General features: G+C 36.6%; 18 protein-coding genes and 2 riboswitches. Of the genes, 14 read left to right on the top strand and 4 right to left on the bottom strand.

Annotated features, from left to right (window positions below; all coding sequences use genetic code 11):
- Position 1 precedes the first annotated feature (1 nt).
- From TY13_RS10410 to TY13_RS21305, 14 genes are all read left to right on the top strand, one after another.
- Positions 2–1,138, top strand: a complete 1,137-nt coding sequence (locus TY13_RS10410; protein ID WP_042475230.1) for a THUMP domain-containing class I SAM-dependent RNA methyltransferase — start codon at positions 2–4, stop codon at positions 1,136–1,138.
- A gap of 195 nt (positions 1,139–1,333) precedes the next feature.
- Positions 1,334–3,241, top strand: a complete 1,908-nt coding sequence (locus TY13_RS10415; RefSeq protein WP_042475233.1) for an ATP-dependent DNA helicase — start codon at positions 1,334–1,336, stop codon at positions 3,239–3,241.
- Positions 3,242–3,640: 399 nt separating this feature from the next.
- The gene (locus TY13_RS10420; RefSeq protein WP_042475235.1) at positions 3,641–4,363 is read left to right on the top strand and encodes an AAA family ATPase; all 723 of its coding nucleotides are present in this window, start codon (positions 3,641–3,643) and stop codon (positions 4,361–4,363) included.
- Between the two features lie 13 nt (positions 4,364–4,376).
- A complete protein-coding gene (locus TY13_RS10425; RefSeq protein WP_042475238.1) occupies positions 4,377–4,769 on the top strand; it encodes a hypothetical protein in 393 nt (130 codons plus the stop codon).
- Between the two features lie 15 nt (positions 4,770–4,784).
- Positions 4,785–5,387: a LysE/ArgO family amino acid transporter gene (locus TY13_RS10430; protein WP_042475241.1), complete on the top strand. Its 603-nt coding sequence runs from the start codon at positions 4,785–4,787 to the stop codon at positions 5,385–5,387.
- 40 nt (positions 5,388–5,427) lie between these two features.
- Complete coding sequence (locus tag TY13_RS20425) at positions 5,428–6,447, top strand: ArsR/SmtB family transcription factor (protein WP_052344302.1); 1,020 nt, start codon at positions 5,428–5,430, stop codon at positions 6,445–6,447.
- A 135-nt stretch (positions 6,448–6,582) separates the two neighbouring features.
- Complete coding sequence (locus tag TY13_RS10440; RefSeq protein WP_042475243.1) at positions 6,583–7,029, top strand: HIT family protein; 447 nt, start codon at positions 6,583–6,585, stop codon at positions 7,027–7,029.
- A gap of 1 nt (position 7,030) precedes the next feature.
- The gene (locus TY13_RS10445; RefSeq protein ID WP_042475246.1) at positions 7,031–7,837 is read left to right on the top strand and encodes a protein phosphatase 2C domain-containing protein; all 807 of its coding nucleotides are present in this window, start codon (positions 7,031–7,033) and stop codon (positions 7,835–7,837) included.
- A gap of 58 nt (positions 7,838–7,895) precedes the next feature.
- Complete coding sequence (locus TY13_RS10450) at positions 7,896–8,420, top strand: NUDIX hydrolase (RefSeq protein ID WP_042475249.1); 525 nt, start codon at positions 7,896–7,898, stop codon at positions 8,418–8,420.
- Complete coding sequence (locus TY13_RS10455; RefSeq protein WP_042475251.1) at positions 8,410–8,808, top strand: NUDIX hydrolase; 399 nt, start codon at positions 8,410–8,412, stop codon at positions 8,806–8,808. Before TY13_RS10450 ends, TY13_RS10455 begins: the two co-directional genes overlap by 11 nt.
- 70 nt (positions 8,809–8,878) lie before the next feature.
- A riboswitch (cyclic di-AMP (ydaO/yuaA leader) is annotated at positions 8,879–9,029 on the top strand.
- Positions 9,030–9,176: 147 nt separating this feature from the next.
- Entirely contained in the window at positions 9,177–11,000 is a 1,824-nt protein-coding gene (locus TY13_RS10460; protein ID WP_042475253.1) for an APC family permease, read from the top strand.
- 330 nt (positions 11,001–11,330) lie between these two features.
- Positions 11,331–11,417: riboswitch (cyclic di-GMP riboswitch) on the top strand.
- 114 nt (positions 11,418–11,531) lie between these two features.
- Entirely contained in the window at positions 11,532–11,900 is a 369-nt protein-coding gene (locus TY13_RS10465) for a hypothetical protein (RefSeq protein ID WP_042475256.1), read from the top strand.
- A gap of 26 nt (positions 11,901–11,926) precedes the next feature.
- Positions 11,927–12,637 (top strand): hypothetical protein, encoded by a 711-nt coding sequence (locus TY13_RS10470; protein WP_042475258.1) that lies wholly within the window; start codon positions 11,927–11,929, stop codon positions 12,635–12,637.
- Between the two features lie 550 nt (positions 12,638–13,187).
- Entirely contained in the window at positions 13,188–13,814 is a 627-nt protein-coding gene (locus tag TY13_RS21305) for a methyl-accepting chemotaxis protein (RefSeq protein ID WP_407637725.1), read from the top strand.
- 114 nt (positions 13,815–13,928) lie between these two features.
- Here TY13_RS21305 and TY13_RS10480 read toward each other — a convergent pair whose 3' ends face one another.
- From TY13_RS10480 to TY13_RS10495, 4 genes are all read right to left on the bottom strand, one after another.
- Positions 13,929–14,693 carry an ABC transporter ATP-binding protein gene (locus tag TY13_RS10480; RefSeq protein ID WP_154661594.1) on the bottom strand — a complete coding sequence of 255 codons (765 nt, stop codon included), beginning with the start codon at positions 14,691–14,693 and terminating at the stop codon, positions 13,929–13,931.
- A complete protein-coding gene (locus TY13_RS10485) occupies positions 14,690–17,032 on the bottom strand; it encodes an ABC transporter permease (RefSeq protein WP_042475266.1) in 2,343 nt (780 codons plus the stop codon). The genes TY13_RS10480 and TY13_RS10485 overlap by 4 nt, the downstream gene beginning before the upstream one ends.
- The gene (locus tag TY13_RS10490; RefSeq protein WP_042475268.1) at positions 17,029–18,276 is read right to left on the bottom strand and encodes an MFS transporter; all 1,248 of its coding nucleotides are present in this window, start codon (positions 18,274–18,276) and stop codon (positions 17,029–17,031) included. Before TY13_RS10490 ends, TY13_RS10485 begins: the two co-directional genes overlap by 4 nt.
- Positions 18,277–18,379: 103 nt before the next feature.
- Entirely contained in the window at positions 18,380–19,009 is a 630-nt protein-coding gene (locus tag TY13_RS10495) for a TetR/AcrR family transcriptional regulator (RefSeq protein ID WP_042475270.1), read from the bottom strand.
- Positions 19,010–19,090: the final 81 nt, after the last annotated feature.

Genomic DNA, 19,090 nt, shown 5'->3' on the forward strand with positions numbered 1-19,090 from the left:
TATGACAAAATTTCAATTAGTTGCAACAGCAGCAATGGGCTTAGAAGCAATCGTTGCGCAGGAAGTACAAGATTTAGGATACGAAACGCGTGTTGATAATGGCAAAGTATATTTTGAAGGGGACGAGACAGCTATCGCGCGCTGTAATTTGTGGTTGCGTGTAGCAGACCGTGTAAAAATCGTGGTAGGCCAATTTCCAGCGCATACATTCGATCAATTATTTGAATCGACTAAGGCGCTTGATTGGGAGCGTTATTTATCTGTAGACGCAGCATTTCCTGTGTCAGGAAAATCAGTAAAATCAAAGCTGTTTAGCGTACCAGATTGCCAAGCGATTGTTAAAAAGGCGATTGTTGAGCGAATGAAATCACATTATAAACGACTAGGATTTTTAGACGAATCAGGTGCTACATTTAAAATAGAAGTGTCCATTTTAAAGGATGTAGCAACATTAACAATTGATACATCAGGTGCAGGGCTTCATAAGCGTGGTTATCGCCAAGTACAAGGGGAAGCGCCATTAAAAGAAACATTAGCAGCAGCACTAGTTAAAATTTCAAAGTGGAATCCAAATCGCCCATTTGTTGATTTGTTCTGCGGCTCTGGCACAATTCCTTTAGAAGCAGCAATGATTGGCCAAAATATTGCACCAGGCTATAACCGTGAATTTATTTCAGAAGAATGGTCTTGGATGAAGGCGAAGATTTGGGATGAAGTACGTGACGAGGCTGAATCGCTTGCCAACTACGACCAACCATTACAAATTATCGGCTCTGATATTGACCACCGTATGGTAAGCATTGCACAGGAAAATGCTTTAGAGGCTGGTTTTGGTGAGCTTTTAACATTTAAACAAATGCAGGCAACAGACTTTACGACACGTTTAACAGATGGTGTTATTATTTCCAATCCACCATACGGTGAGCGTATTGGTGATAAAGAAGCAATTGAAGGTGTTGTAAAATCGCTAGGTGAAGTGATGAAAAATTACCCAACTTGGTCAGTTTATATGTTATCTTCAATGGAAAACTTTGAACAATGCTATGGTCGTCAAGCAACGAAAAAACGCAAGCTATTCAATGGTTTTATTCGTACAGACCTTTACCAATACTGGGGCCAAAAATCAAAGCGTGATTAATGCGCTTTGTTTCAAATTTCATTTAAGCCCTTTATTTCAATGTTTTGAGATCTTCGGCAATAATGTGCAAGTTTTTTGAGATCACGTAACGATTGATAAAATAGCTAAAGGGCTGTAGGAATATTGGATTTTCATCCAATATTCCTGGCAGCCCCTTCATTGTCTACATACTTACATATTTAGAGGAGAATTTATATGAGACAATCATTACCGTTTGAATTATCTAAAGAAAAATCCTTCTTTGATTCGCTTGGCGATTGGATGGGAGACGTTTTATACGACGAGTTGCCGGAAAAAGGATTTGAATGTCGTGATGAACAAATTTTTATGGCATATCAAATTGAGCAAGCGTTAAAAGAGAAAAATGTCCTTTTTGCAGAGGCCGGTGTTGGTACAGGAAAAACAATTGCTTATTTATTACCTGCTGTTTCTTATGCACGTTATACAGGTAAGCCAGCATTAATTGCTTGTGCTGACGAAACATTAATCGACCAGCTTGTGAAAGAGGGCGGTGATGTGCACAAACTACGCGACCATTTAGGCTTGAACATCGATGTTCGATTAGCGAAATCTCGTGATCAATATTTATGTATCAAACGCTTTGAAGAGGCAGATAGACAGCTAGAGGCTGAGTGGATTGAAGAAATTGCCGATTCAATTCCAGATGGTGTATATGCCCATGGCTCAATGATTGCATTACAGCCATATGGCGAACGCAGTGATTATCCAATGGTGAGCGATGATGAATGGCAAATGGTGAATTACAATGCACTTATGCAATGCGCAGTTTGTGATGTGCGCAACCGCTGCGGGCAAACATTACACCGAGCACATTATCGCAAATCAACAGATTTAATTATTTGTTCACAAGATTTTTTAATGGAACATTTAGCAACGAAGGAATCACGTGAACGTGAAGGTCAGCTTCCTTTATTACCAGAAGTATCGATGATTGTACTTGATGAAGGGCATTTATTAGAATATGCTGCGCAAAAAGCGATGACATATAAAATACAGGCACATACGATTGTTGATTTATTAGAGCGCTTAATGGTCGATGGTGTTCGTGAGCGTACACTATACGCAATGGAAAGATTACAGGATGACCATGAGCTATTTTTTGATCAGCTACGCGATGATTTAGTACCATCAGAGGAAGATCGTAAACGTATTGAAAAATCGGAACGCTTACTAGCACTTGGCAAGCGCCTAGTTGCAGATGTAGAGCAACTGTTAGAAGAATTCGTATTTGAATCAGAGCTTTATATGATTCCAGAATATGAACTTAATATGGCAGAGGAATTTTTAGAGCATTATGCAGCATCTTTACGCATTTTTGTTGCACAAGGTGACGCAGTGGACTGGCTTGAGGAAACAGATGGTGAGGAAACGCTCGTTATTATGCCACGTTTAATTACTGAAGTGCTTGAAGAAACGCTATTTTCTAAAAAAACACCGATTGTCTTTTCTTCTGCAACATTATCAGTAAAAAAGGACTTCTCTTATATTGCATCAAGCTTAGGTATTAATAAATATCAATCATTTAGTGTGCCATCCCCGTTCGATTATGAGGATGTAATGAAAATCTATGTGCACGAGCTAGAACAAAATGATAAAGTAACGAAGGTAGAAGAGCTCTTGCGTGATGGTGAGAAAACATTAATTTTATTCAAATCGAAGCAAGCGATGAATGCCTTTAAATCGAAGCTTGGCATGATGGCTCGTTTGAAGATTGCCTTTGAAGGCGATCGTGAGCTTTCGGCAATTGTTCGCGATTTCCAAGAGGGTACAGTGCAAACATTCTGCTCATACCATTTGTGGGAGGGTCTTGATTTACCAGAGGAAGCATTGACACGTGTCATTATTTTCGATTTACCATTCCCGCCACACGATCCATTATTTGATGCAAAACGTGCCTTTGCTACGGATGCTTTTGCAGAAGTAGAGCTACCATTTATGCTATTACGTCTACAACAAGGGATGGGGCGCCTAATCCGTACATCCAATGATTACGGCGATATTCATATTCTTGTAAATGAAAAAGAAAGCCAAATGCAAAAGCATTTTGAGGATATTTTAGCTGTTGAGCCGATTGTAGGCTAAAGTAGTGTGTTTTATTGGGGAAATTAAGAGGAACGCAGATAAGTCGTGAGAAAACGCAGATAAATTCCAAAAAGCGCAGATAAGTCATGAGAAAACGCAGATAAATCTCAAAAAGCGCAGATAAGTTGTAAGAATCCGCAGATAACATATAAATTGTGGTTAATAACTCGAAAATTAGCAGCTCCTTTCAAACTAAGGGGCTGCTAATTTTTACTTAGAATCCTAACTAATAGTTTTTCTTACTATTTTATTTTGATTGTAGTAGATGCATATTAGACTGCAAAGTTATTTATACGAAATAATAGACTTATGAAAATGCAATTTTCAAGTAGGAAGTTGTTTGACGGCTATTTTGCTATTTCTTCAGCCATTCGTTACAATAAAATAGGGGTGAGGACGATGTATTTAAAAACGGTACGTTATTTACAGGAACAAGTACCTTCTAAACAAGAATACCCATTCAATATCTCTGCATTCCAGCATTTAGATGAGCTTCATTTACCAACAAATATTACATTTTTTGTTGGGGAAAACGGTTCGGGTAAATCGACATTGTTAGAGGCAATTGCTTATGAATGTGGCTTTCATACAGCGGGTGGCAGTCGCAATCATTTGTACGATGTGCATGAATCTCATTCTGCACTTGGAGAATACATACGATTAATTTGGTCGCGGAAAGTGACGCGCGGCTTTTTCCTGCGTGCCGAAACCTTTTACCAATTTGCTAGTCATCTTGATTTAATGTTTGACCCAGAAGGTAAGAAATATGACTCCTATGGTGGAAAATCATTGCATCATCAATCACATGGTGAGTCCTTTTTGTCATTGTTTAAAAATGCTTTTGGGAATAAATCCATTTACTTACTGGATGAACCGGAGGCTGCGCTCTCTCCTACACGACAGCTTAGTTTAATGCGTATTATAAAAGAACTAGAACACGATGCACAATTTATTATTGCGACGCATTCACCGATTTTACTTGGTTATCCAAATGCGACGATTTATGATTTTGATCAGCAAGTAAGCAAAGTACGATATGAAGAAACGTTGCATTATATTTTAACGAAACGCTTTTTAGATGCGAAAGATAAAGTTTTAGATGAGTTATTTTTAGATTTATAAAAGAGGTGAAACCATGAATGCATACTTATACGAAATTCGAATTCATGAGCAGCAACAAGGTGATAAAACAAGCTATAGCATTACTTTTCATGGCGAAAAAAGCTTGTTGGAAAAAATGATTGAGCTTGCTGCAAAAGATACAGCCTTTCTTGTTTATAAAGAAGCAACAAAATGGAAAAAACTTTTGTTTCGACAAGAGTATTTGTTCTCTATACAGGAAGTTCCTTCAAATGATAGTCTATATCCAGATTGGAACTTAGCCAAAGTGTTAAAGGGGCAGGAAGTTGTAGAAATACCGAAAAATATAAATACAGATAATACAGCAAAGATATTGCAAGAGGAATTAATGGGCTTTGCAGCAAAAACTGCATCGAGGCAAGGGAGCTTGTTTAGAGAGAAAAAATAGAATAGGGGAAAATGTGTGCAAGCGATAATTCATGGATTAATTTTAGCCTTTGGTCTTATTTTGCCTTTAGGGGTACAAAATGTTTTCGTTTTCTCACAAGGAGCGATGCAGCCAACGAGATTACGAGCACTGCCAGCCGTATTAACAGCGGCACTATGTGATACGTTGTTAATTTTACTTGCCGTGCTTGGTTTGTCAGTTATTGTTTATCAATTTGAATGGCTACGTCTCGGTTTAATTATTGGTGGTATTTTGTTTTTAATTTATATGGGGAAAGTACTTTGGACAACGAAGGTAGAAGCCACACAGCAAGGGGAGGCGCTGCCAGCAAAAAAGCAAATCTTGTTCGCTTTATCAGTTTCTCTACTAAACCCACACGCTATTTTAGATACAGTTGGTGTTATTGGAACGAGCGCATTAAATTATGTTGACACAGATAAAATGTTATTCACTGTTACGTGTATTGTTGTGTCATGGCTATGGTTTATTAGCTTAATGTTCGCGGGTTCTATGTTGAAAAAAATAGATGCCTCAGGCAAAGTAATGTACATATTTAATAAATGCTCGGCTGTTTTTATATGGGGTACAGCTCTTTATTTATTAATCGGTTTATTTTAAATTATAATGTTAGATATTTATCTTATAAGGAGGTGGAAACATGGGGCGTGAATTAGAGCTAGATGAACAGCCATTAGAGCAAGTGATTTATATGTCTTCACCAGTCGTGGAAGGACTTGCTGTCATCTGTGCTATGACAACAGGAAAACAGAATTATTTCACAATAGAGCTACCCTATTTTCAACAGCTCTTCCCTGACCATTTAGTTATAAAGCAGCTTCAGCAATTTCAAAATGATTCAGTCTACGATCTATTTAACCTGTTAATTCCGATACCATATTTAGATTCTGTAGAGCAGTTTACTGAAAAGCTTCAGCATATGAAACTTGATTATTTTTTATATTATTTTTGGGGCGAGGAAGTAGCATTTGATATAGTGCAACGATTATTACAGGATCCTACAACAATTTTTAGTATGGAGGACAACTATTACTGGCAAACAGAAGCTGAGCGGCAATTATATGCTGAGTGGCTGTCACAGCTAGCAACATTTAAAGAGGAATTTACTCAACTTTTACTAAATATTGCACAAACCTCTATATTCGAAACGATGCTCACAAACAAGGGGCCATTGATGCAAGAGTCGATTGAATCGCTGCAACAATTATCTTTAGAGCCACTTGCATTAGCGCAATATGTGATGGGCAAGACATTTAGACGAGTTAGCTTATATAAATTGTATTATTTTATTCCAAGCTATAGCCTATCGCCTACGAGAATGCGAATTTTTAATGAAACTGTATGTTTTGTACTTTATGGCTGTGCGAATCCATTATCAGATGAGCGTGAAAAAAGTGAACAATTATCTCAGCAACTGAAGGCAATCGCAGACCCCAATCGTCTCTTAATGCTACGAATGCTGACAACTAAAAAGGAATATGGTGCAAAGCTAGCAGAGTATTTAGGTATTACGACAGCAACCGTGTCACATCATTTAGAGATTTTGAAAAAAGCGGGTCTTGTTACAGAAGAAAAGATTGGTACAAGTAAATATTTTTCAGTCGACAGATCCGAAATAACGAAGATGCTAGCATCATTGCAGCGATTTACAAAAGCTTAATCAATTGATTAAGCTTTTTTATTTGTTCAAATAGTTGAAATTATTATTTTTTATAATATAATCATAATATTAGATAATTGTCTAATATAAGGGGATTCGTGTGAGCAACCAAGTATTCAACAAAGGAGAATATTGATGAGTGAAAAATGTTTTATTTGTGATAAGCATAGAGGCAAAATTAATACATCGGGAATCACGATTTATGAAGATGATTATGTATATGTAGGGCATATTGATAGCAACGACCAATTGAAATATATAGGTCATATTATGATTGATTTGAAGAGACATGTTCCAACACTAGGAGATATGACGATGGAGGAAGCAAGTGCATTTGGCATAATCATGGCTAAAATTAGTGCGGCTTTGATGAAATTAGACGGAGTGGAACATGTCTATGCACTCGTTTCAGGTAACTCGGTCCCGCACCTTCATATGCATTTAGTAGCACGCTACATCAACACGCCGAAAAAGTACTGGGGACCAATGGCAGTTTACGATTGGGAAGATGCTCCAAGGGGAGATGAAAATGAAGTGATTGAGCTATGTAATCGTCTGAAAATATATTTGGAGGGTCACTAGGATGGGGAATTTTGTGAATGAGTTTAGTTGGTGTGGTGACCAAGAAAATTTTGTAGATAACATAAATATAAAGCGCATTGGTTATATACAAATAGGTCGATTTGGTGGAAATTCATCGGCAGGACAATATAAAAATGAAGATGGTTGTTTAGTCTGGGTAGATAAAGAAAAGAATTGGGAATTTGCAGTTATTTTAGATGCACACAATTCTGCTGAAAGTGTTCATGTAATTTTAAAACATTTTTCAATGAAGAAAACTGAGTTGCACAATCTATTTTATTTAACGTGTGAACAAGTATTCGAAAAAATAGAAGAAACAATATTAAGCCTGTTCAAGGATGAAAGCTTTCTTGCGGATTGTCGAAATATCCAAGGAGAAACGGCTTGCTTAATTATTTTTAGAAAAGACAAATATATTTGGTGGTTTTCGGTAGGCGATTGCCTGTCATTTCTATTTCACTCGGAGCTAGCACAGCTTACCCAATATCAACTCAATCAAAGGCAATTTTACGAATGGATTGGTCAAGTGAATACATTTGAGCAAACAGTTCCGTGCTATAGCAGTGGTAGAAGAGAGCTAAGAGTGGGCGTAAATCGCATATTTTTAACAACGGATGGACTGATTGAATGCCCTAATAAAACATTCTCTGCTCAAGAAATTTATACTATCATGACAAGCAATGCAATGGAAAAAGGCATCGAAATATTGCTGCAAACCATTAAAGAAAACAATGTAAGAGATAGCACAACAATTATTTCTTGGGATGTGGATGTATCAAAAGCGGTGACAAGGCCAAGCAATGAATAAATGTCCAACTAACCAATACTTAATAGAAAAATCATTTTGTTAAAACGGAGGAATCGGAATGCGAAGTATCTACGAAAATTGGGGCGATAGCGTTGTTAAATTAACTTGGATACCTAAAATGAATTTAGATGATATAAGAGCAAAGATTACGAGTGTACACAGTGTATGCGTTCAAAATAATAAAATACTATTAAGCTTAATTGACAAAAGAGGATTTAGCATACCTGGTGGTCATATTGATGAAGGAGAATCAGTTGAAGATGCCATGCACAGAGAGGCTTTAGAAGAGGCTTATGTAAAAGGGGAGATAACTTATCTTGGGTGTATAGAAGTTAGTCATGAAGAAAATCCAAACTTCAATCCTAATGGGAAGTATCCCAAGATTGGTTATCAAGCTTTTTTTAGAATGGATATTCACGAATGCTTGCCCTTTGCGAGAGAATATGAATCGAAGACTCGAATTTGGGTAGAGCCTTCAGAAATTATCTATGTTATTGATGATCATGAATTGATTATAGACATCGTGAGGGAAGCTTTTCGGTCAATGTATAAGAATGAAAGGCATGAGCTAAATGAACTATAAAATTTGGAATGGTGCCGCAGCAATTATAATTAAAGATGAGAAAATATTGATGGTTCGGGCGAAAAATACAAATAGTTGGAGTGTCCCTTCAGGTGAAATTGAGGATGGTGAGACATCAAAGGAAGCATGTATTCGCGAAGTGTGGGAAGAAACCGGCTATTATATAGCGATATTGAAGGAATTACATAAGAAAAAAATAATTATTGAAGACTATAAAGTAACAACTACTTATTTCTTGGGCAAAGTTATTGGTGGCCAGATGAGCTATCATGACCCCGACGATAATATTGAAGAAATTTCTTGGAAGACGAGAGACGAGGTATTAGGTTTAATACATAATTACCCAGAGGATAAACAAATGATTGAAGGCTTACTGCTAGGTCAGTAAAGAAATAAAAAAATTTCCCTTTACTTTTTTTTGAAGTAGGCGTAATATGACATCATTATAAAAGTTTCAAATTTCTAAATCGCTGAAGCAACTAGACGCGGGGGACCCAAAGATAGTGGATTGTCTAAGCAATCCTTGGGGTGAATCTCTTCTTAAATGAAGGGTAGGGCTACTCAGGCCCGAATCCGACAGCTAACCTCGTAAGCGTTAAGAGCAGAAACATTGAAGCTTGCAGACAAATGGATGTCTACAAGTCGTATTTGGTGATGACTTGTAGACATTTTTTATTTATCTAAAGAGCCAATTGCTTTGGAGCGATAGAATTAGAAAGGTGAAACACATTCTAAGAAAATAGAAGGTGTCATAAAATGAAATCCTCATTAAAACGTTATCTTATTGGAAAGCCGCTAAAATCAGATGCATTAGGGGAACAAAAATTAAGTAAAACAAAGGCACTTGCTATTTTATCATCTGATGCCTTGTCCTCAGTAGCATATGGACCTGAGCAAATATTGCTTGTACTGATAACGGTTAGCACTGTGGCATTGTGGTACTCCTTGCCAATTGCAGTAGGGGTTATTGTGCTGCTTGTTGCGTTGATTTTATCGTATCGACAAGTTATTTTTGCTTACCCACATGGTGGGGGAGCGTATGTTGTATCGAGGGAAAATTTAGGTGTCAATGCGGGGCTTGTTGCAGGTGGGTCCTTACTTGTTGATTATATTTTAACAGTTGCTGTAAGTGTATCTGCTGGAACGGATGCAATTACATCTGCCTTTCCAAGTTTGCATTCGTATAACGTGATGATTGCCATATTTTTTGTTATTTGTTTGACACTATTAAATTTGCGTGGTGTTACAGAATCAGCATCGATTTTAGCGTATCCAGTATATTTATTTGTAGTAGTTATGCTAGTGTTAATAGGAGTAGGTGTTTATAACATTATCACAGGGCAAGTACCAGAAACACTACACTCGCCAGTCGGTACTCCTGTTGCAGGTATTAGCTTATTTATTTTATTAAAGGCTTTTGCATCAGGGAGCTCGGCTTTAACAGGGGTAGAGGCAATTTCCAATGCCATCCCAAACTTCAAAGATCCAGCGCCGAAAAATGCTGCTAAAACATTGCTGGCAATGGGCGTCATTTTAGCTGCTTTATTTGTAGGTATCATAATTCTAGCTTACTTTTATGGTATAGTACCGAATAATCATGCGACAGTTGTATCGCAAATTGCGGAGGCAAGTGTAGGTCGTAATGTTTTTTATTATATTGTGCAAGGCACAACGGCAATGATTTTAGTGTTAGCTGCTAATACAGGTTATTCTGCTTTCCCATTGCTAGCGGTCAATTTATCGAAGGATGGCTTTATACCAAGAATATTTCAAATTAGAGGGGACCGTCTTGGTTATTCCAACGGTATTGTAATGTTAGGTGTCGCAGCTATTGTATTAATTATTTTATTTGAGGGGGCTACAGAACATTTAATTCCACTTTATGCGGTAGGTGTTTTTATTCCTTTTACACTTGCGCAAGTTGGAATGGTGCGGAAATGGTTGCGTGAGAAATCAAGTGGCTGGATAGGGAAATTGATAATAAATGCGATAGGTGCTGTTATTTCCTTTGTTGTGGCGATGATGTTCCTAGTGACAAAATTACCACAAGTATGGCCTGTGTTTATTTTTTTACCAATGATTATTGTTGTATTCCATCGTATTAAGCAGCATTATCAAGATGTTGGAGAACAGCTCCGATTAGAGGAACGAGAATTACCGAATATTGAAGGGAATATTTTTATTATCCCAGTGGCAGGTATGACAAAAGTTGTTGAAAATTCTTTACATTATGTAAAATCATTAAACGTCGAAAAAATTGTCGCATTTTATGTTGCCTTTGATCAAGCAGATGCTAAAGCCTTTGAAGAGAAGTGGCATAAATGGCAGCCAAATATAAGACTAGTGACATACTATTCACCATATAGAAGTGTTACACAGCCATTGATGAAATTTATTGATAAGGTTGAGCATCAATATGGTAAATCAGGCTATCAAATAACTGTTGTAATTCCGCAGTTTCTACCAAAAAGGGGCTGGCATCATGCATTGCACAATCAATCGAGTATATTAATTCGTGCAGCACTTCTATTTCATAAAAATGTTATCATCATGACAGTGCCATACCATTTAAAAAAATAGCGAGTAGCTTCTGTAATGGTTTAGAGCTTCAGTTAAAAAGCTAATGAGTTTTTATCGATGGACCAAAATGAATTGATTATAGGAATACTTTTAAATCCATTGCTGGGAATATAGCAATGGATTTAATTTGTTTAGATAAAAAAAGAAAAATTTATTGCAATATAATATTTTGTCCTTATTAAGCTAATCAATAACATCATCTAGAAAAAAATAATTTATTCGATAGTCCTATATGGTGATTAAATATAGAGATAAAAATACTAGTTCGACAAATCAAAAAATGTGATTTATACTATACGATAGTAATGTGAGGTTGTGAAATTAGTTCTGAAATTGTAAAGGCAAACTTATCGAAAGGTAAGGACGCAAAGCTACGAGTCTAAAATCCTTTTGGATAATGATAGTCGGGTTTCCAATTATACAATTAAGAGGTTATTTGGCTATCCCTAATTATACTTGGATAGCTTTTTTGAGTTTAGATAAATGAAGCAATGCCATATTATGAACTATTAAGTAAAAAGGAGCTCAAATATGATAGTCGTAGATAAGAAGAAATATAAAATGGCGATTAATCAAGGATCGAAGGAAGTTCATGTGCAAGTAAATGGACTAATTAGAGCGGAAGATGCAGAAGGTTATTTGATAGATTTGCAGGATACGATTAATAAAATATCAAAACGTGATTATACATTTGTTATTGATGCGACTCACCAAACACCTACCCCGTCAAAAGTTGTACCACAGATGGAGCAAACGATGCTCTTTTATTCTTCTTTAGGCTTTAAGGATATTATCGTAGTAAAACCTTCATCAAAAATTGCCCAAGTACAAATTAGAAATGTACTTGAAAGAATTGAATTCCCAGGTACATTTATCGATAGCGTCAATCACGCTATGTAATTAAAAATTTGAAAGGAAGTTAACAAGTGAACACAACAGTAGAATTATATACATTTGAAATTATTACTGAGGAGCAAACCAATTTAATTCAAAAAGCAGCTGAATGCTTGGCACGTACATTTGTTGGAGTAGATGTTGCTGGAAAATGGGTACAGGAGCCAATGGTAGGTCAACTGAATTTAAATTATGAGGAATTCAGTGAATTTACCAAAGACTATTTGCATTCAATAGTAGGACAAGGCTATTGTGCAGTTGCCTTAGATGAAAATAACAATGTCGTGGGCGTGCTTGCTGGTGATACAAATGCGCCAGAGGTTATAGGAGAAGATTTATTTTCAGGACCTCTTGCTGATATGAATGTCATTATGCGTGTTTTGGATGATGTGACAGGTCGATTTATTGCTGATTACGAAGAGCGTAAAGGAAAAAAGGTCCAAGACGGACAGCTGCTACATTTATTCATGCTAGGAGTAATTGCTGAACATAACCGTCAGGAAGTGGTTCAGCAACTAGGTGAGAAGTTGTTAATGAAGGCTGCATTACAAGGTATCGAAGCTGTTGTTGGTGAAGCAACAAACCCAAAATCTATGCGTCTTTTAGAAAAGTTTTATGATATGAAAAAATATGAGAATTTAGATGGAAATTATATTTGTCATAAATATCAAAATAACGAGAGACTAAAAGGGATTCCGTTAAGTATAGCTGCTGGAACATATATCGTTGTAAGAGAATTTTGAGATTATTAGATAACCAACTAAATAGGAAGGAGTATTTATTGTGGAAATTATATTGCTAAGTATAATTGTTATTTTAATAGGAATATCTGCATATTTTGCCTATCGCTATTTTTCATTAAAACATCATTTTCATGTAAATAAAGAAATAATAAAAGGGATAGAAGAATTATCCAAAGGCCATATAACGAGCAAAATAGAGGAGACAAGCGCAAATCACACTGCATACAATCAGTTAATTGATTACTTTAGTCGTGTCAAGGACGGTTTTCTTTCTTTTTCTACAAACGTTCATCATATTGGCGGAAGCCTTACTGAAAATGGTGAAATGTCCTCTGAAAAAGCAGATATTGTAAGGGCGGCTATTGATGAAGTGGGAAGAGGTTTACAGAAACAACTAGTAGCGATTGAAGAAAGTACGGTGTCAATGGAAGATATGGCACATGCGATTGACGATTTATCTCAAAGATCCAATCAAATTTCTGAGCAATCAACAAGCACGTTAGATTTAACAAAAGAAGGAAATGAAAAGCTCAAGAACTCTTTAGAGAAAATGGAGAAGTTTAGCCATACTATTAATGCAACGCTAGAAGCGATTAATAAGCTTGGAGAAAAATCTCATGAAATTGGCTCTATTGTACAAGTAATTACAGGCATTACGGAACAAATCAATTTATTAGCATTGAATGCGGCTATTGAAGCAGCTCGTGCAGGTGAGCATGGTAAAGGATTCGCGGTTGTTGCGGATGAGGTACGAAAACTGGCCGAGCAATCACGCCTGTCTTCCTCTGAAGTATCAGATATTGTGAAAAATATTCAAGAAGAAACAGGAAATGTTGTAAAATCCATAAAGCAAGGTACAGATGAATTTACAGATGCGAATTTAACGATAGTTGCAGCTGGTAGCATGTTTGAACAAATTCTATCTACTACAGAAGTTATTGCTGAAAATAATATAAATTCTTCAGCGAGTGCAGAGGAATTGTCTTCTAGCTCTCAGCAAATCATGTCAACAATTAATCAAATTGCCCTTATTTCTCGTGAATCTGTTGAGATGTTTGAGGAGCTAGTAGAAATTAGTGACGACGAGCTAAATACAATACAAAAGCTAGTAGAAGAAGCTAAAAATCTTGTTTTGTTAAAAGAAGATGTAGAAAAATTGCTATCAAAATATGCATAAGCAAGGAAAAGCCCATTTTCGTCAAATAGACAGGAGGGGCTTTTCTTATTTCAAGCTACCAAAATAATTATCAATGGGGCTTAGGCACTTTTTAAACAAAAAGTGCCTAATATACTAAAACCCCAACCCAGCAAGCCAATGATTTAGCTGTTGCTCACGTTCCAATAAATCGTTATTTGTAGCAGTGTATTTCCCTAAAGTAGTTTCGGCGATAATCTCGCCATCGAGCATAAATAATACACGCTCAGTTTGGGCGGCAACTTTCGCATCATGGGTGGCTAGTAAAATCGTTGTGCCTTCCTGGTTAATCGTTGCTAATACATCCATGACCTCTGCGGTAGCGGCTGTATTTAAAGCACCTGTTGGTTCATCCCCGAATAAAATTGTTGGCTTATTAATCAGTGCGCGGCAAATAGCAATTCTTTGTAATTGCCCCCCCGATGCCTGTGTGATGTCGTGCTTAGCTAATTCAGCAACACCCATTTTAACCATTAATTGTGTGGCGCGCATATTGATTTTTTGTCGGCTTTCTTTTTTGGCTAAATAAGCAGATAAAATGACATTATCAAATAAATTTAAGTTTTTTAATAAATGATGCTGCTGAAAAATAAAGCCCATTGCTTCAAGGCGTAATTTGGCAAGCTGTGGTTCAGACATTGCTTGCATATTTTGCTGTAGGAAGGTGATCTGACCTGATGTTGCCTGATCCATGCCGCTCACTGTATAAAGTAAAGTAGATTTACCACTTCCTGACGGTCCCATAATCGAGACAAATTGTCCTTCCTTAATGGATAGCTGAATATTTTTCAATACATGCTGCTCAGTATTGCCAACAATGTAGGCTTTCTGTAAATCCTTTACTTCTAAAATTGTCATTATTCGTTTCCTCCCAACTTTGTCATAGAGGACTGCTGTTGAAGCTTTACTGTCGCTAGTAAAACAGTCCATGTAACTGCGCAAATAAATAGTAATGGATAGAAGAAATATGTCTGTAAAGGATGACTAGTAAACGTAATATGTGATGCCCCAATAAGTGTAGCAAGCTGGTTAATTAAATATTGACCTAGAGTATTTGCTAAAATTGTGCCTATTACGATAGCTATAATTAAAATCGTTATCGCACGTGTTATATACTGTGTACGAATCGCTTGCATTGAAAAGCCTAAACTTTGCAAAATCGCTATTTGTCTCGCATCTTTAGCAAGCAGCATATTCATAAACATAGCTGTAATACATATTGCAATCGATAATGACATGATGATAGCAAGCAGTGTTACCTTTTTAAGCTGTTCAATGTTTGAACCAAGTGTTTGGGTAATATAATGTGCCAAATTAGTAATTTTGGCTGTTTCAAAAATGCTACGATATGCTTCAATTTTTGGTTCAATGGCAACCCCATCAGCGACATCTAAACTAATAACGTGCCAAAGAATCGGTGTAGTTGAGCCAACTAGTAGCTGTGCCTTTGCTGTTTTCCCGCCGTTCGTAATATCTTGATAAATACCTGAAACCGTTAATTGCTTTGGTCCCTTACTTGTGATAACAGTCAATAAATCACCTATATCAACTACGAGTTCACGTGCCTGTAAAACAGAAAGTGCAATAGAGTTTTTTTGTGTTGGGGCTGTTCCTTCTACATAACGTAATGGAAATATTGTAAAATCACCAATCTCAATCTGTAAGCTTTTATATTGTCCGTCTTTTGTTTCCACCATAAATTTCGCCGTTGTTAATGTCGAATATTTTTCTATTTCTTTATCCTGCGAAAGGGTAGATTGAATATGCTTCAAGTGCTTGGCGGCATTGTCGTTATAAGGAAGGTCAATCCGTATATCGCTTTTGCCAGCCCCCATATACGTAATAAAGTCGGGGGATTTAATTGTTTGTAGCAAATTTAATGGAACAAGCATCATAAAGCAGGCAATAATAAAGACAGCGCCAATTAGTCGATACATAGGAAAGCGTGCCATAATATCTTTTATGCCAAGTAATAAATTGATAGATGGTAATTTACTGCTAGCAATTGTTATCCTTCCTTTGTTCTCTACAATACCTTGTCGTAAAGCTTCTACAACGGAAATGCGTTCATATCTTTTTAATATCAGTTGGCAATATAAAATGACCAATAAATAAACAAACATGACGCTTCCAAACGAAAGTATATAGTGGGATGGTGTCATTTGTAATTTCCCCATATAACGTGCAATATTTGCTGTAAATTTTTGTATAAGAATAAATGATAGTAAGTAACCAGTTGTGCAAGCAAGCATCGTAATCGCCATATATTTCCCTAAATAAAGCTGACGAATCTGCTTATTGGCAATGCCAATTCCTTTCATTACGGCAATTTCACGTATATCCTCCTCCAATGTTGTCAGAGCTGTTAAACGAATACAGAGCATAGCAATGGTCATTAAGAGGACGCTAATAAAGAGTAGTATAAGCACATTCAGACCATCCGTTAGCATATTTAACATCTTGAAAAGTGGGTACGTAATCGCAGGTCCTTGTTGTGGTAAATCGGATGCTTGATATAATTGCTCCAGCTGCGCTATTTGTTTCTGTTGCGTCACTAAAAATTCAATTAAATATTCATGCTGTGCTATAGATTGGGCTAAAGTATCCCAATCCTTCTTATGAATAACAAAGCGCTTAGAGCTGACAATCGATGGATTCATTTGCACATCATGTGTAAATGAAGAAATTGTAAATTCCATCTCGAGTTGCTCTTTTATAAACCAGATTTGGTCACCAATCCGTAAATTGTATTTTTCCATGTAATAAATAGGTATAGCGATTTCACCTTGTGCAACTTGTAGAGGTTGATTTGCTTCGTCTAGTAGAAAATCGAACAGCTGATTTTGAGTGACAAAGCTTATATCCATAACACTGCCATTCTTCGCTTCACTATTTGTGCGACTTTCAAGAAAAAGCTCTGTTTGGTCAATTGTTAGCATATCAACTGTTTGCTGAGCTTTAATAAAAGGATGCTCTTTGACAAATGCATCAATTTGCTGCTGATTGATTGGACCTGCATGCATTTGAACAAAGTGTGGCGCTTTTGCCTGTTGGAAAAATTGTTCTACAGATGTAAATAAGTGCACAATCATAGTTGTAGCGCTCGCCATTAAAATAGAAGATAACAAAATAAAGGCGGCTAAAGTTAATGTCATTATACGATTGCGCGCAATATCTCGTTTTATAATACGAAAAATCATAGAGCTTCCTCACTTTCTGCATGTTGCCACATTTTTTTTGCTAAAAAGGCTAACAATAATACTGCTAAGCTCATAAGTAATACAGACCAATACATAGTATTCTGCGTTGCTTCAAAGATAATGCCATATAAAATTTGACCAAAGGGTGCGATGCATTGTGCACTAGCAGTAATAATAGCCATCACTTTTCCAAGATGTTCATTTGGTGTTTGCTTTTGTACAGCCGTTATTACGAAAATTGAAAGTACCGTAATAAGCATAGCAATCGCGATACTACAGCCTGTAAAAATTAAAAACGATAGAGTAAAACTTTGCTGCAACACAAAAGGAGTTACTGTAAAAGCAATTGGAAGAGCAAATAGGGCAATAACGAGTAGCCATTTATAAAGAAGATTCATTCGTAAGCGCTTTGCAAAAAGGCCAATGGACAATGCTCCAATAATTGTTGCTAAATCAATAACTCCCATCGCAATTCCATAGAGGACATCACTAGTTTGCATTGCCATTCGCAAAATAATGGGTACGCCGATAATAAAGAATGGTGTTAATAAAAAATTTAAGCTTGCTGCGAGTACAATGCTCTTTAAAATAAATGTATGCTGTCCAACATACTGAAAGCCTACTTGTAAATCTTTTATGATGGGCTGTTGTTGAGCTTGCTTTTCAAAAGGAATGGTGATAAACATTTCTAATATTGCTGAGCAGAAAAATAAAATTGCACTGACAATAACAAGTGTTTTTAAAGGAAGCATACTGTAGAGCACACCACCTAACACTGGGGCAGCTACTTGTGATAATGCCTGTATGCCTTGGACGATGCCATTCGCTTGTTCTAGCTTACTGTCTATTACTAGAAGAGGAATGCTTGCAAGTACAGCCGGTGTATACAACGCACTAATTAGCGCTAATAAAGTCATCGCAACACCGATTACAATAATAGAAGGCTCTTGAATAGATAGGAACAAAAATAAGCAGCTTATTACTAATCCACTGATAATATCAAATAGCACCATCAAATTCCTTCGGTTAAAGCGATCAGCAAGCGCTCCTCCTATAGGAGATAAAAGGAGGGGAATACTTGATACAGCGAGTAGCCCTGCAAATAAGTCAGCTCTCCCAGTTAGATCTAATACATAAAGCGATAAAGCAAAGCGCAATAAAGCTGCCCCTAGAATGGAAATAATTTGCCCCAATACAACAAGTACAAAATCTTTTGAAAAAGTAGACTGTTGAATAGATTTCATAATCGTCCTCCTTATAGACCGACTGTCGGTCTAATGTATTGAAAAATAGAAAGCGAATCATTATTTGAGTCGCTTTACATATAGATATTGCGCTAGATTAAGATTACTTTAATAAAATATCTTGCATTTTTTTGAAGCTTCCTGCTTTAGCACCTAATGCACGTTCCATTAATTGGACAAAGGCTGTGGCTCTTTGCAGCATTTCCTCTGGTTGCCATTGAAAGAAGCCATCGTCGAAAATAACCTGTGCAGAAACGAGCAAAAACTCCACTGTTTCCTGTGGGTAGTCTGTTTGAAAAATGTTTTCCTCAATGCCTTGTTGAATGACCTCTGTTAGAATAGGGGATAAATGAATAACTGCTTGCACTAAGCTTTTTTGATGCATTTCTGCATTGTCTGGCTGATGGAAATGTTCAATTAGCTGCTCCTTGTGATCACCTTGTTGTGGTGCTTGTGCTAGTAATATAGCAAATAATTTCTCCATTGCTGACATTTTGGGATCTGAGGCAATATGCTGAGCTTTTGCCACATCGGTTTGTATAATACGCTCAATAATAGCATCTAGTACTTCCTCTTTTGATTTGAAATAATGATAAAAAGTACCCTTAGCAATGCCGATTGCACGTAAAATATCATTGATTGTTGTTTTCGTATAGCCCTTTGTTACGAAAAGTGTTTGTGCCGTATTTAATATTTCATTGCGTCGTTCCTCATGCTCTTTTACAATCCTCATTATAAATGCCTCCCGATAAAGACCGACTGTCGGTCTATTTGTATTATATGCATGCTTTTTTTAAAAATGCAAGATATATTT

Origin of the sequence: Bacillus ndiopicus, from assembly GCF_000612805.1 — a bacterium.
In the GTDB taxonomy this organism is placed as follows: Bacteria; Bacillota; Bacilli; order Bacillales_A; family Planococcaceae; genus Metasolibacillus; species Metasolibacillus ndiopicus.

Coding starts and splice junctions, on each gene's coding strand:
- TY13_RS10455 (WP_042475251.1), top strand. CDS start 8,410: ATGAACTATAAAATTTGGAATGGTGCCGCAGCAATTATAATTAAAGAT.
- TY13_RS10465 (WP_042475256.1), top strand. CDS start 11,532: ATGATAGTCGTAGATAAGAAGAAATATAAAATGGCGATTAATCAAGGA.
- TY13_RS10415 (WP_042475233.1), top strand. CDS start 1,334: ATGAGACAATCATTACCGTTTGAATTATCTAAAGAAAAATCCTTCTTT.
- TY13_RS21305 (WP_407637725.1), top strand. CDS start 13,188: ATGGAGAAGTTTAGCCATACTATTAATGCAACGCTAGAAGCGATTAAT.
- TY13_RS10410 (WP_042475230.1), top strand. CDS start 2: ATGACAAAATTTCAATTAGTTGCAACAGCAGCAATGGGCTTAGAAGCA.
- TY13_RS10485 (WP_042475266.1), bottom strand. CDS start 17,032: ATGATTTTTCGTATTATAAAACGAGATATTGCGCGCAATCGTATAATG.
- TY13_RS10440 (WP_042475243.1), top strand. CDS start 6,583: ATGAGTGAAAAATGTTTTATTTGTGATAAGCATAGAGGCAAAATTAAT.
- TY13_RS10445 (WP_042475246.1), top strand. CDS start 7,031: ATGGGGAATTTTGTGAATGAGTTTAGTTGGTGTGGTGACCAAGAAAAT.
- TY13_RS10420 (WP_042475235.1), top strand. CDS start 3,641: ATGTATTTAAAAACGGTACGTTATTTACAGGAACAAGTACCTTCTAAA.
- TY13_RS10460 (WP_042475253.1), top strand. CDS start 9,177: ATGAAATCCTCATTAAAACGTTATCTTATTGGAAAGCCGCTAAAATCA.
- TY13_RS10490 (WP_042475268.1), bottom strand. CDS start 18,276: ATGAAATCTATTCAACAGTCTACTTTTTCAAAAGATTTTGTACTTGTT.
- TY13_RS20425 (WP_052344302.1), top strand. CDS start 5,428: ATGGGGCGTGAATTAGAGCTAGATGAACAGCCATTAGAGCAAGTGATT.
- TY13_RS10495 (WP_042475270.1), bottom strand. CDS start 19,009: ATGAGGATTGTAAAAGAGCATGAGGAACGACGCAATGAAATATTAAAT.
- TY13_RS10450 (WP_042475249.1), top strand. CDS start 7,896: ATGCGAAGTATCTACGAAAATTGGGGCGATAGCGTTGTTAAATTAACT.
- TY13_RS10425 (WP_042475238.1), top strand. CDS start 4,377: ATGAATGCATACTTATACGAAATTCGAATTCATGAGCAGCAACAAGGT.